This window comes from Bradyrhizobium sp. C9 (assembly GCF_002532045.1).
Classification (GTDB): Bacteria; Pseudomonadota; Alphaproteobacteria; order Rhizobiales; family Xanthobacteraceae; genus Bradyrhizobium.
Window position 1 is genome coordinate 108,719 of record NZ_NWTG01000007.1, and the last position, 12,438, is coordinate 121,156.

The window sequence follows — 12,438 nt, forward strand, 5'->3', positions numbered from 1 at the left end:
GCAATCCCGCTGCGGCCCTAGCGCGCGGGCTCGGCGAGCCGCGGCCGGATGATCTCGACCAAGCGGTCGGCCGACGTGCCCGGCGGAAAGAAGCCGAGATAATTGCCGTCGCGGTCCATCAGGTAGATGTAGGCGGTGTGATCGACGGTGTAGTCGCCGTCCTTGAGCGGCACGCGGGCGTAGTAAACCTTGTAGGCATCGGCGACCTTGCGGATCGCATCATCGCTGCCGGTCAGCCCGATCAGCCGCGGGTGAAACAGCGGCACGTACTCCGCGAGATGCGCAGCGGTGTCGCGCGCGGGATCGACCGTGATGAAGATCGGCTGCACCTGATCGCCGTCGGGGCCGAGCTTGTCGAGCGCCAGCCCAATTGCCTGCAGATCGGTCGGGCAGACGTCGGGGCAATAGGTGAAGCCGAAATAGACCAGCATCAGCTTGCCGCGGAACTCCGTGTCGGTGCGCGCATGGCCGGCCTGATCGGTCAGCGCGAACGGACCGCCGACCGGCTCCCTGTTCCACATCAGGATGTCCATGATCTCGGCGGCCGAACGCGTCGATTGCTGTGGCGCATCGCCGGCCAGCGCGGACGCCAGCGCCAGCCACAGGCCGGCGCCGGCGCATGCAACAATACGCAAGATCGGTCGGGTCATATGCCGAAGGAGAGGCGGCTGCCGGTTGTCGTGACCAGCACCTTGTCGCCCATCTGCGCGGTCGCCTCCTGCACGAAGTTGAGCCCGGAGCAATGCATCGGGACCACCACGTCAGGGTCGAGCTTCTTGATCTCGGCGACCACCTCGGTGAGGTAGTCCTTCGGCGCCGGTCCGAGATGGAAGCCGCCGACGATCGCATGCACCTTCTGGATGCCTGAGACCTCCTGCGCCTGCTTGACCGAATTGACGATGCCGACATGGCCGCAGGACGAGATCACGACGAGGCCGAAGTCCCGCACGTTGAAGCAGGTCGCGTGTTCGTGGATGTGCTCGTCGGGCACGATCTTGCCTTCCATCTCGGCCGGCAGATAGTGGCCGGCGTTGCAGCCGAGCCCGTCCTTCATGCTGAACTCGACCCAGGTGTTGGGCAGCACGCGCTCGATGCTGCGGCGGTTGATCTTGCCGGTCGTGAAGGCGTGGCCGGCGATCACGGTCGGGGTCTCGCACAGCACGGTGGTGATGCGTTGCGACGCGAGCTGGCGCCGGTCCAGCGTGCCGAAATCGGTGAACTGGCCTTTGGTTGGCGTTGCGCTGACCCGGTGGCAGAAATTGTCCTCGCCGCCGGCATAGAGCTTGACGTCAGCCGGCAGCTTGTCGCGGAATTTGTCGAGGAAGCCGTTGAGGCCGCCGAAATGGTCGTAGTGCCCGTGGCTCACGATCAGCGCGTCGATCTTCGCCGGGTCGACGCCGACCAGCGCCATGTTGTTGAGCAGCACTTCGGGCGTGTAGCCATAGTCGAGCATCAGCGTGCGCTGGCTGCCCTTGGCCTCCGACTCCAGCCACAGCGACAGGCCCCATTCATTGTGCAGCGACTTCTGGTAGTCGGCGGTGCGCGGCGGCGGTGCGATCGTAACGCCGCCGGACTGCTTCGGCTTGAAGAACAGGTCGTAGCTGGAATCGACCAGCACGCGGATCGAGAGCTTGTCGACGGTCGGCACCTCGATCGGCGCCGCACTCGCGATCTCGACGCAGGAGAATGCGCCCGCAGCCGCGGCGCCGGCGAGTGCCGCGGAGCCCTTCAGGAAATCACGTCGTGCCAGATCCTTGATCATCGCAATTCCTCCCTTTGCAAAACATCGTCATGAAAACAAAATCAAACTGTTCGGACAGCCTAGGCCCGATCGCGCATCCGCTCAATTGGTTGATCACAATTGCGCGCGGATGGCAGCCTGCACCATTGACTTGGCATCCGGATTATTCAAATTCATGCAAACGCATCTTTCACTGCGCGACATCTCCGACAACAGGATCACGCCCATGATCGATCTCCACTATTGGTCCACGCCGAACGGCCACAAGATCACGATGTTCCTCGAAGAGACCGGACTGGAATACAAGATCTTCCCGGTGAACATCGGCAAGGGCGATCAGTTCAAGCCGGATTTCCTGCAGGTCGCGCCGAACAACCGCATTCCGGCCATCGTCGATCACACGCCGAAGGGCGGCGGCAAGCCGATCTCCCTGTTCGAATCCGGCGCCATCCTGCTCTATCTCGCCGAGAAGACCGGAAAATTCCTGCCCGAGGATCTCTATGGCCGCTATGACGCGATCCAGTGGACGTTCTGGCAGATGGGCGGGCTCGGGCCGATGGCCGGGCAGAACCATCACTTCCGCAACTATGCGGTCGAGAAGCTGCCTTACGCGATCGACCGCTATGTCAACGAGACCAACCGGCTCTACGGCGTGCTCAACAAGCGGCTCGCCGACCGCGAATTCATCGCCGGCGGCTATTCGATCGCCGACATGGCGAGCTATCCCTGGGTCGTGCCCTATAAGAACCAGGGCCAGGAGATCGACGACTTCCCGCATCTGAAGCGGTGGCTGGAGACGATCGGCAAGCGCCCGGCGACCGAACGCGCCTATGCCAAGGCGAAGGAGGTCAACCCGAATTTCGGCCAGCCCGCGATCCGCACCGAGGAAGAGCGCAAGCTGCTGTTCGGACAGACCGCCGCGGTGGTGCGATAGGGCGCGGCTCTCTCCTCGTCATTGCGAGGAGCGAAGCGACGAAGCAATCCATCTTTCCACATCTGCGGATCGATGGATTGCTTCGCGGAGCCTGTCATCCGGCGGCGCTTCGCGCCGACCGGGTGGCTCGCAATGACCGATGTGGAACCAGCGCAGTCACGCCCCGACATACTTCGCCGGCCGCCGTTCCTTCCACGCCGCGAGCCCCTCGGCGAGGTCGCGGCTCGGCACCAGCGCGGCGAACTGCTCGCTCTCGACCAAGAGGCCCTCGGCAATCGGCATGTTGAGCCCGCGCGTCACTGCGGTGATGGTGCCGGCGACGGAGCCGGGCGAATGCCTGGTGATGCGGCCGGCGAGTTCGCGCGCGGCGCTCAGCAATTGATCATGCGGCACGATCCGGTTGACCAGCCCGATCTCGCGGGCGTGCTCGGGTGGGAACGGATCGCCTGCCAGCAGCAACTCGAGGCCGCGCTTGCGGCCCGCCAGCCGCGGCAGCCGCTGCGTGCCGCCGAAGGTCGGTGGCATGCCGAGCTTGATCTCGGGTTTTGCAAACAGCGCGCGGTCGCTGGCGATGGCGAGGTGGACGGCTTCCGTGATCTCGCAGCCGCCGCCGAAGGCGAGCCCGTTGACCGCGGCGATCACGGGCTTCTTGAATGCCTCCAGCCGCGCGGTCATGGCCTGGCCGCGGCGGACGAAGTCGCGCACCGCGACCGCGGCGCCCTGTTTCACGCTTTCCGAAAACTCCTTGATGTCGGCGCCCGCCGAAAAGGCGCGCTCGCCGGCGCCGGTCAGGATCACGGCGCGCACGCTTGCGTCGCCCTCGATGCGGTCGAGCACCGCCATCAGCTGATCGATCAGCGCGTAATTGAGCGCGTTGAGCTGCGCCGGGCGGTTCAGGGTGATCAGGGCGATCCCGTCGTCGATGGCGAGCAGGATGGGGTCGGGCATGGCGCAGTCTCCGGCATGGATGTTCGTGGGCCGAACCTAGAGGCTGGCGGAGTTTGTGTATATTCACTGGTTAGTATACATAGACGGATGCCCAGACCCTCCGAACCCACCCGCGAGCGCATCATCCAGGCGGCGAATTCGCTGTTCTACAGCGAAGGCATCCGCCGCGTCAGCGTCGACGAGGTCGCCGCCAAGGCCGGCCTCACCAAGCGCACGCTGTATTATCACTTCAAGAGCAAGGACGATCTGGTCGCCGCCTATCTCGCCGCGCGCGACCAGCCCAATCTCGCGCTGTTCCGCAAATGGTTCGCGGAGGCCGAGGGCGGGCTGCCGGTGAAGGTCGAGGCGATCTTCAAGAACCTGGCGCGCTCGGCGCGGCATCCGAAGTGGAAAGGCTGCGGATTCCTGCGCACCTCGGCCGAGCTTGCCAACATGCCCGGCCATCCCGCGATCCGGATCGGCGCCGCGCACAAGAAGAAGTTCGAGGACTGGCTGCGCGCGGCCTTCGCAGAGCAGCGCATCGCTGATCCGCTGAAACTCGCGCGGCAGATCCTGCTGCTGCTGGACGGCTCGTTCGCCGTCGTGCTGCTGCATCGCGACGCCAGCTATATGGAAACGGCGGGCGAGGCCGCACGCACGCTGATCGAGACGGCGCTGGCGAAGCCGGGACGCAAGCGGGGCTAGGGTGTGCACCGCATAATGGCCGCGTTCGCTGCGGTCGCAAGGAGACGACAAGCAATCCGATCTGAATGTGTTGTCGTCTTTGGACCAGCAACAGTCTTCCGTATGTCATCCTCCTCGCCGAAAGGTCTTCCAAGCCAGAAGAACAGCGGCAAGAATCGAGATGGCACAAAAGGCGCTGGTCCCCAACATGCGGACCCCTGGACGCGGTTCGTTGATCCACACGAGGGCGGCCAGACACAGAAACGCCGGGACTGCGCAAGCTTGTGTAGCGATGTATTGCTTCCGCAATGCCGCCGGCGCACGGGGACTCCAGATGAATTCCTCGACCTCAAATCTGCGAGAAAAGGTGTCTATCGGCTCCTGGGGATACGACTTTGCGAGCTCCGCCATCACGGACATGAATCCCCATCCGGCAATGCCGATGAGCGTGATGGCAAGCAAGGACAAGAGGAGCGACATCTGTCATCCGTACCATCTGCGAAATGAGCCTGAATAGATCGCTAAAGCGCGCCGCGCGCATGCAGCAGCGCCAGCACCGCGTTGAGATCCGGCAGCACTGCCGCGCATTTCGCGCGGGTCGCTTCGGTCGGCGGCGCCATGTCGGGCACCATCAGCGTGATGGCGCCCGCGGCGTGGGCGGCCGTGACGCCGTGGTTGGAGTCTTCCACGGCGATGCAGGCCGCCGGCGTCACGTCGAGCCGCGCGGCCGCCTTCAGATAGAGCTCCGGGTCCGGCTTGCCATGGGTCACGTCGTCGAGTGTCAGCAGTGTCTCGAAGCGATCGCGGATTCCGGCGAGCGTGAGATGACGCTCGGCCGTGCGGCGGGATGACGAGGTCACGATCGCGGTCCGGCAGTCGGCGGCGGCAAGGCCGTCGAGCAGCGCGAGCGTGCCGGGCTTGAGCGGCAGGCCGGCATCGAACATGCGGTCGCGGGTGACGATGAAGGCACGATTGACGGCCTCGAGCGGAAACGCCGCGCCGTAATGATCGCGCAGCATCGCCTCGCAGACCGGACCGGGAAGGCCGACCATCGAATGGCACAGCGCAACGACGTCATCGGTGTAGCCGCACGCATTCAGCGCCGCGACCAGGCTGTCGAAATAGACCTTCTCGGTGTCGAGCAGCGTGCCGTCCATGTCGAGCAGGACGGCGTCGACGGTCCAGGGGGCGTTCACTTGGCGCTCACCGCGGCTTGCTGCTCCGCCAGTTTCCGCAAGCAGGAGGGGCACAGGCAGTCGCCGCCATCGACCGGTATCGGCAGACGGAAGCTCTCGTCGGAGCACCAGCACGATCCCGTGAGCGAGCAGGAAAATTCGCTGCCGCATGCCGTGCAGGCAAGCTGGCGCGGTGAAGTCTGTTCGAAACGATCGCTTGACGAGAGGTCCATTCTAACCGCGATTTAATGCGCGAATTAATCTCGGGTTCATCCCGGACCGCGCTATGATGCCGCCAACAGATATAGCCGGGATAGGCCGTTAAGGGAATTCTGATGGCCCGTGATTCGCAAGCCGCGCTGATTGCCCTCAACCGGTTTGGATTTGGCGCCCGCGGCGGGGCGTCCGGTGATCTCATCAATGCGGCCTCCGATCCGCGCGGCTTCGTGCTGGTGGAGCTGGCGCGTCCGAACGGCGCGCTGCTGGAAGTGCCGGGCCTGCTCTCGACGCCGGAACTCGGCAAGCAGGTGTTCGACTATCAGTTCGAGGTCCAGCAGGCGCGCAACGCCGCAAAGGCCGCGCAGCAGGGCGCGAGCGAGGCGCCGCCGCAGGGGCCGGACGCGAAGCCGCAGCCGCGGCGCAATCTGTCGCTCTCGACTGCCGCCAAGGAGATCGCCGGCAAGGATCCGGCGATGCAGCCGCAGGCCGCCGACAATTCCAGTACGGCGATGATGCCGTCCGCGACGATGCAGCCTCCGACGATGCAGCCGATGGCCGGTCCGCCCAAGCCGCCGGCGCAGCCGCTCAACATCATCCAGAAGACGTTCCGCGCCGAGGCGCTGGCGCGGCTGCAGCGCGGCGTGGTCGTCGACTGCGGCTTCGTCGAGCGGCTGGTGGTGTTCTGGTCCAATCACTTCTGCATCTCCGCCAACAAGGGCGCGCTGGCGCGGATGTGGGCCGGCTCGTTCGAGCGCGAGGCGATCCGCCCGCACGTGCTCGGCCGGTTCGGAGACATGCTGAAAACCGTCGAGCAGCATCCGGCGATGCTGTTCTTTCTCGACAACCAGCAGTCGCTGGGTCCTGAGTCGCGCGCCGGCATCAACCGCAACCGCGGCCTCAACGAAAACCTCGCGCGCGAGATCATGGAGCTGCATACGCTTGGCGTCGGCGGCGGCTACACCCAGGACGACGTCACGGCGCTGGCGCGTGTCATCACCGGCTGGACCTTTGCCGGGCGCAAGGGCCAGCTCGGTGCGCCCGGCAGCTTCGTGTTCAACGCCAACGCGCATCAGCCCGGGCCGCAGCAGGTGCTGGGCAAGACCTATGCGCAGGCCGGCCTTGCGCAGGGCGAGGCGGTGCTGTCGGATATCGCGCGGCATCCCTCGACCGCAAAATTCATCGCGACCAAGTTCGCCCGTCATTTCGTCGCCGACGATCCACCGCCCGCGCTGGTGGCGAAGCTGCAGGACACCTTCACCAAAACCGACGGCGATCTCAGGGCGCTGGCCACCGCGCTCGTTCAGTCGAACGAGGCGTGGCAGGCGCCGCTGACGAAAATGCGCTCGCCTTATGAATTCCTGCTCGCCTCCGGCCGCCTGCTGGCGCGCAATCCGGAGGATCCAGGCCGCTATCTCAACGGCCTCAATTTGCTCGGCCAGCCGCTGTGGTCGCCGGCGGGGCCGAACGGTTTCCCGGACACCTCTGCGGCCTGGGCCGCGCCTGAAGGCATCAAGCTCAGGCTCGACATCTCGGCGCAGCTCGGCTTCCAGCTCGCCGACCGGTTCGACCCGCGCGACCTGCTTGAGCTGATTGCGGCGGATGCAGCTTCTGCAGAGACGCGGCGCACCATCGAGCGCGCGGAGTCGCGGCAGCAGGCGCTGGCGCTGCTGCTGATGTCGCCGGAATTCCAGAGGAGATGATCATGGATTGCTCCGAGAGCCTGATGCTGCAGGCGACGTCGCGGCGCGCGCTGCTGCTCGGCGGCGCATCGTTTGCCGCCTGGGCTTACTTGCCGAAATTCGCACGCGCCGCCGACGGCCGCGATCCGCGCTTCGTCACCATCATCCTGCGCGGTGCGCTCGATGGGCTTGCCACCGTAGCCCCGATCGGCGACCCCGATTATGCCGGCCTGCACGGCGCGATCGCGCTGAAGGCCGACGGGCCGAACGCGGCGGTGATGCTCGATCCGTTCTTTGGCCTGCATCCGGCGATGCCGGAATTCGCGCGGATGTATCGTGCCAAGCAGGCGGCGGTGGTTCATGCCGTCGCGACCTCCTACCGCGATCGCTCGCATTTCGACGGCCAGGACGTGCTTGAAAGTGGCTTCCCCGGTCCCGGCCGGGTGCAGTCGGGCTGGCTCAACCGCGCGCTCGAAGCCTTGCCGAAGGGGGAGCGGGTGACGAGCGCGCTTGCGGTCGGCCCGACCACGCCCCTGGTGTTGCGCGGCCCAGCGCCGACCGTCGGCTGGGCGCCGACCGCGCTGCCGCAAGCCGCCGACGACACCGCGATGCGGCTGCTCGATCTCTACCAGCATCGCGATCCGACGCTGGCGAGTGCGCTGACGCAGGGCTTGCAGCTCGAGAAGCAGGCGCGGGGCAACGAGATGAAGCCGCAGCCGGGCGGTGGCGGCGTCGCGGCGATGCGGCTGGTGGCGCGCGGCGCCGCCAAGCTGATGGCGGCCGATGACGGCCCGCGGATCGGCGCGCTGGCCTTCGACGGCTGGGATACCCATGCCAATGAAGGCGGCCCGGTCGGCCGCCTCGCGCAGTTGCTCGGCGGGCTCGACGGCGCGCTCGCGGAGTTTCAGAGCGGCTTAGGCGCGCGCTGGCGCGACACCGTGATCGTGGTCGCCACCGAATTCGGCCGCACCGCGCGCATCAACGGCACCGAGGGCACCGACCACGGCACCGGCACCATCGCGCTGCTCGCCGGCGGCGCGGTGAACGGCGGCCGCATGATCACCGACTGGCCCGGCCTGAAGCCGACCAACCTCTACCAGGCCCGCGACCTCGCCCCGACCACCGACCTCCGCGCCGTGATCAAGGGCGTGCTGCACGATCAGTTCGGCCTCGGCGAGCGGGTGCTGGCAGATGCGGTGTTTCCGGACAGCGCCCCGGTGAAGCCGATGAAGGGGCTGGTGGCTTGACTTTCTTCAACCTCTCCCCGCCCTTTGCGGGGAGAGGTCGGAAGCAACGCATTGCGTTGCTTCCGGGTGAGGGGCAAGGCAATGCGTGGCCGCAAGGAAACGCCTATCCGACTCGCAAGGCGACTGCGCACCGATCAAACGGACGCGGAGACTGCGCTTTGGAATCGCGTCCGCAACCGCCAGATCGATGACTGCAAGTTCGCGCGCCAAGTGCCGATTGGGAGTTACATCTGTGACTTCGTCTGCCGCGAGAGACGGCTCGTGATCGAAGTGGATGGCGGTCAGCACGCGGACTCAGCTGCAGACGTAGTCCGGGACCGGTATCTGACCGGGGAAGGGTATCGCGTGCTTCGGTTCTGGAACAACGATGTGCTCGGCAATATCGAGGGCGTGTTGATTACAATTCAGGCTGAGTTGCGCGGATAGAGCCCCTCACCCCAACCCTCTCCCCGTGAAGAACGGGGAGAGGGAGCTGAGAGGGCACCGCTCGTTCAGCCCTTCGTAATCCGGTCGATTTCCACCATCTCCTCCGCGCTCAGCTTCCAGCTGATCGCCTTCACGTTCTGCTCGATCTGCTCGACACGCGTCGCGCCGGCGATGACGCTTGCGACTTGCGGGCGGGCGGCGAGCCAGGAGAAGGCGAGCTCCAGCATGCTATGGCCGCGCTCTTGTGCGAAGGCCTGCAGCTGCTCGACGATGTCCTCGTTGCGCGGTGTGACGTAGCGGCCCTTCAGGGCCGGCGCCTTGGCGAAGCGGGTGTCGGCGGGCGCCGCGGCGCCGCGCTGGTACTTGCCGGTCAACAGCCCACTCGCGAGCGGGAAGAACGGCAGCAGGCCGAGATTGTATTGCTGCGCCGCCGGCAACAGGTCCTTCTCGATGCCGCGCACCACGAGGCTGTATTCGTCCTGGCAGGACACGAAGCGGTTCACGTTCAGCTCGCGCGCCACGTATTCCGCCTCCGCGATCCGCCATGCCGGGAAGTTGGAGTTGCCGATGTAGCGCACCTTGCCCTGGCGCACGAGGTCGTCGAGCGCGCGCAGCGTCTCGTCGATCGGCGTCAGCGGATCGTAATCGTGCTGTTGGTAGAGATCGATGTAGTCGGTCTTCAGGCGGGTGAGGCTCGCTTCGACGGCGGACATGATGTAGCGCCGCGAGGCGCCCTGCTTGGTGCCGTCGGTTGCCATCGGCTTGGAGAATTTCGTGGCGAGCACGATGTCCTTGCGGCGATCGCCCAGCACGGTGCCGAGCACGGTCTCAGAGCCGCCCATGCCCGCATAGATGTCGGCGGTGTCGAACAGGGTGATGCCGAGATCGATCGCCTTGTGGATCACCTTGCGTGAGGTCTCCAGATCGGTGCGCTGGCCGAAATTGTTGCAGCCGATGCCGACCGCGGACACGCGCAGGCCGGAGCTGCCCAGATTACGAATTTCCATGAGACAATCCTGTGGGATAGGCGAGGGATGCGGTGCATTGTGACAAGCACGCCGAGGACCGGCAAGGTGCGGCCCTACCGCCGATCACGCATGGCACCTATCGCGCACGGCAATGTCGAAAAAAAGCGGTCCCGGTCAGACGCGGCGACTGACGGGGACCGCTCGGGGCGAAGATCTGAGACGGGGGGCCTGATCTTACGCACACGGAAGCCTAGCCGGGCTTTGTAACGCGCCGGTGACATCTCCATGCCATCCACAGGCCGCGCAGGCGCGCTCAGATGACCTTGCGATAGATGACGAAGCCGGGCTTGTCCGCGACCTTGTCATAAAGCTGCATCGCGGTGTGGTTGGTCTCATGCGTCTGCCAGTAGACGCGCGGCGATCCCGCCAGCTTCGCCTGCGCGTAGACACCGTTGATCAAGGCGCGGCCGACGCCCTTGCCGCGCGCGGCCTGGCTGGTGAAGAGGTCCTGCAGATAGCAGATCGGCGCAATCGCCGTGGTCGAGCGGTGAAACAGATAGTGCGTCAGCCCGAGCAGCGTGCCGCCGGCGTCGGCGACCAGCGCATGCACCGGCTCGTAGGCATCGAAGAAGCGCCCCCAGGTCATCGCGGTGATCTCGGGCGCGAGCGCGGTCGGTCCGGATCGTTCATAGAAGGCGTTGTAGCCGTCCCACAGCGGAAGCCATTGGGCGTAATCGTCGCGCGTGACGAAGCGGATGGTGACGTCGTCGGACATGAACGAACCCTGGATGATCCCGCGTTGCACGATGTCTGCGCATCGCTCGCGACGGTTCTAGCGTCGCTCTCGCGTGGGATCAATTGCCGACGTGGTCGGGCCTCACTCGGCGGCGCGCAGCAGCCGCGCCAGATGGCGTTCGCGCCCGGCGCGCTGCGCGCGATATTCGTCGGCCTTCGCCGGATCGTCGGTGTGCCGCACGAGGTCGGTCACCGGCGTGTAGCTCAGCATGCGGCCGCCGTCGGGCAGCGCCGTGCAGCTGAAGCGCAGCACCTGGCCGTCGGCGAGATTGAGGTTGATCGGCGTGGAATCGCCCGAGCGCATCATCGCGATGCGCTCGGCGATGAACGCGCTCAATTCGTCTTCCGGCAATTCGTAGGCGCCGGTATCGCGGCCATGATACATCAGCGCGACGAAGGGCGGCTTGCTGTCGGCCTGCGCGTCGGAGAGCGCGAAATATTCGCGGAAGGCTCGGTTGATGAATTCGGCGCGGGTGTCGGCATCGAGCAGCACGATGCCGATGTCGACCTGGTCGAGGGCGGCGGCGAGCCGCGCCGAGGTGGCGTGATGCTGCTGGTCCGCGGCAAAGGCGTCGATCCATTTCTGCCGCAGCATTCCGGTGATCAGGGCGGTGCCGGCCGCGGTCGCGGCCAGCATCAGCATCCGCGCGACGTCGGCGGCGTCGTAGCCGGGCAGCGCGCGATGATCGAGGAAGAACAGCGCCGAGGCGGCCACCGCGATCGCGGCGGAGACGAGCCCGGAGGCGATGCCGCTGATCGAGCTGGCGAGCGCCACGATGCAGACGAACAGCGGCGCGGGATTGGGGACGGGGACAAGGAGGCGATCGATCAGGAAGGCGGCGAGCGCCGTGATCGCCGTCAATGCCGGAGCTGAAATTGCACGCCAATCAGACCGCATGCGCGTTCTCGCTATCTGCCAAACGAACGATAAAGCGGTAGTTTGACGACAGCTCCGCAACGGCGCCGGGATTTCCGCCCCGACCGTTAAGCGGGCCTTGCCGGGGCCGAACCAGCTTTCGCTGCCTTCAAATCAAATGATATGCAGATCGGGATGGAACCCGGTTCCGGGCCCGCGGGTTACCGCGTGCCGTGCTTGCAAGAGGACATCGATGCCCGCTATTTCGCCTTCGCTGCTGCCGATCCTGATGCTGTTTGCCTCGAACGTCTTCATGACCTTCGCCTGGTACGGCCATCTCAAGTTCAAGGATCATTCGCTCCCCATCGTCATCATGGTGAGCTGGGGCATCGCCTTCTTCGAATACTGGCTGGCGGTGCCGGCCAATCGCTGGGGCAGCGAGGTCTACAGCGCGGCGCAGCTCAAGACCATGCAGGAGGTGATCACGCTGGTCGTGTTCGCCGGCTTCTCGGTGCTGTACCTGAAGGAGCCGCTGGGCTGGAATCACGCGCTCGGATTTGCCTTCATCGCCGCCGGCGCGTTCTTCATCTTCCACAAATGGAGCTAGCGTCTTTGCGCTAGCGGTGCGGAGCCGGCTTGGCGGCAGGCGCCGTGACATGCGCGGGCTGCGCGCGGTTTTCGCCCTGCGTGCCGGTCACGATCAGGAGCGAGGCCGCAAGCAGGATCGCCGCCGACAGCGTCACAGTCACAAGTCCCACGGGGGTCTTCATCATGTCGCGCCGCTGTC

General features: G+C 65.7%; 14 protein-coding genes. 6 read left to right on the forward strand and 8 right to left on the reverse strand.

Annotation, left to right across the window (positions count from 1 at the left end):
• Positions 1-17: 17 nt before the first annotated feature.
• Both CO675_RS17345 and CO675_RS17350 read right to left on the reverse strand, forming a co-directional pair.
• The gene (locus CO675_RS17345) at positions 18-650 is read right to left on the reverse strand and encodes an SCO family protein (protein WP_097673118.1); all 633 of its coding nucleotides are present in this window, start codon (positions 648-650) and stop codon (positions 18-20) included.
• On the reverse strand, positions 647-1,762 hold the full coding sequence (locus tag CO675_RS17350; protein WP_097673119.1) for an MBL fold metallo-hydrolase: 1,116 nt from the start codon (positions 1,760-1,762) through the stop codon (positions 647-649). The genes CO675_RS17345 and CO675_RS17350 overlap by 4 nt, the downstream gene beginning before the upstream one ends.
• A 205-nt stretch (positions 1,763-1,967) precedes the next feature.
• Here CO675_RS17350 and CO675_RS17355 point away from each other — a divergent pair, with 205 nt between their 5' ends.
• Positions 1,968-2,675, forward strand: coding sequence for a glutathione S-transferase N-terminal domain-containing protein (locus CO675_RS17355; RefSeq protein ID WP_097673335.1), 708 nt, complete (start codon positions 1,968-1,970; stop codon positions 2,673-2,675).
• Positions 2,676-2,831: 156 nt separating this feature from the next.
• On the opposite strand, the gene CO675_RS17360 is transcribed toward CO675_RS17355, so the two are convergent.
• Positions 2,832-3,623, reverse strand: a complete 792-nt coding sequence (locus CO675_RS17360) for a crotonase/enoyl-CoA hydratase family protein (protein WP_097673120.1) — start codon at positions 3,621-3,623, stop codon at positions 2,832-2,834.
• Between the two features lie 87 nt (positions 3,624-3,710).
• On the opposite strand from CO675_RS17360, the gene CO675_RS17365 reads away from it, so the two are divergent.
• Entirely contained in the window at positions 3,711-4,307 is a 597-nt protein-coding gene (locus CO675_RS17365) for a TetR/AcrR family transcriptional regulator (RefSeq protein ID WP_097673121.1), read from the forward strand.
• A 500-nt stretch (positions 4,308-4,807) separates the two neighbouring features.
• Here CO675_RS17365 and CO675_RS17375 read toward each other — a convergent pair whose 3' ends face one another.
• A complete protein-coding gene (locus CO675_RS17375; protein ID WP_097673123.1) occupies positions 4,808-5,482 on the reverse strand; it encodes an HAD family hydrolase in 675 nt (224 codons plus the stop codon).
• A 314-nt stretch (positions 5,483-5,796) separates the two neighbouring features.
• On the opposite strand from CO675_RS17375, the gene CO675_RS17385 reads away from it, so the two are divergent.
• The 3 genes from CO675_RS17385 (at position 5,797) to CO675_RS17395 (ending at position 9,032) form a co-directional block, all read left to right on the forward strand.
• Positions 5,797-7,380: a DUF1800 domain-containing protein gene (locus CO675_RS17385; protein ID WP_097673125.1), complete on the forward strand. Its 1,584-nt coding sequence runs from the start codon at positions 5,797-5,799 to the stop codon at positions 7,378-7,380.
• The gene (locus CO675_RS17390) at positions 7,377-8,606 is read left to right on the forward strand and encodes a DUF1501 domain-containing protein (RefSeq protein WP_097673126.1); all 1,230 of its coding nucleotides are present in this window, start codon (positions 7,377-7,379) and stop codon (positions 8,604-8,606) included. Before CO675_RS17385 ends, CO675_RS17390 begins: the two co-directional genes overlap by 4 nt.
• Positions 8,607-8,687: 81 nt before the next feature.
• Positions 8,688-9,032, forward strand: a complete 345-nt coding sequence (locus tag CO675_RS17395) for an endonuclease domain-containing protein (RefSeq protein WP_097673127.1) — start codon at positions 8,688-8,690, stop codon at positions 9,030-9,032.
• Positions 9,033-9,097: 65 nt separating this feature from the next.
• Here CO675_RS17395 and CO675_RS17400 read toward each other — a convergent pair whose 3' ends face one another.
• From CO675_RS17400 to CO675_RS17410, 3 genes are all read right to left on the reverse strand, one after another.
• Positions 9,098-10,039, reverse strand: a complete 942-nt coding sequence (locus CO675_RS17400; RefSeq protein ID WP_097673128.1) for an aldo/keto reductase — start codon at positions 10,037-10,039, stop codon at positions 9,098-9,100.
• A 274-nt stretch (positions 10,040-10,313) separates the two neighbouring features.
• Complete coding sequence (locus CO675_RS17405; protein WP_097673129.1) at positions 10,314-10,775, reverse strand: GNAT family N-acetyltransferase; 462 nt, start codon at positions 10,773-10,775, stop codon at positions 10,314-10,316.
• Between the two features lie 102 nt (positions 10,776-10,877).
• Positions 10,878-11,693 carry a PAS domain-containing protein gene (locus CO675_RS17410; RefSeq protein WP_097673130.1) on the reverse strand — a complete coding sequence of 272 codons (816 nt, stop codon included), beginning with the start codon at positions 11,691-11,693 and terminating at the stop codon, positions 10,878-10,880.
• Between the two features lie 211 nt (positions 11,694-11,904).
• Between CO675_RS17410 and CO675_RS17415 the strand changes: the two genes are divergently transcribed.
• Complete coding sequence (locus CO675_RS17415) at positions 11,905-12,258, forward strand: DMT family protein (RefSeq protein ID WP_097673131.1); 354 nt, start codon at positions 11,905-11,907, stop codon at positions 12,256-12,258.
• Between the two features lie 10 nt (positions 12,259-12,268).
• On the opposite strand, the gene CO675_RS41000 is transcribed toward CO675_RS17415, so the two are convergent.
• Positions 12,269-12,409: a hypothetical protein gene (locus tag CO675_RS41000; RefSeq protein ID WP_198964658.1), complete on the reverse strand. Its 141-nt coding sequence runs from the start codon at positions 12,407-12,409 to the stop codon at positions 12,269-12,271.
• Positions 12,410-12,438 lie beyond the last annotated feature (29 nt).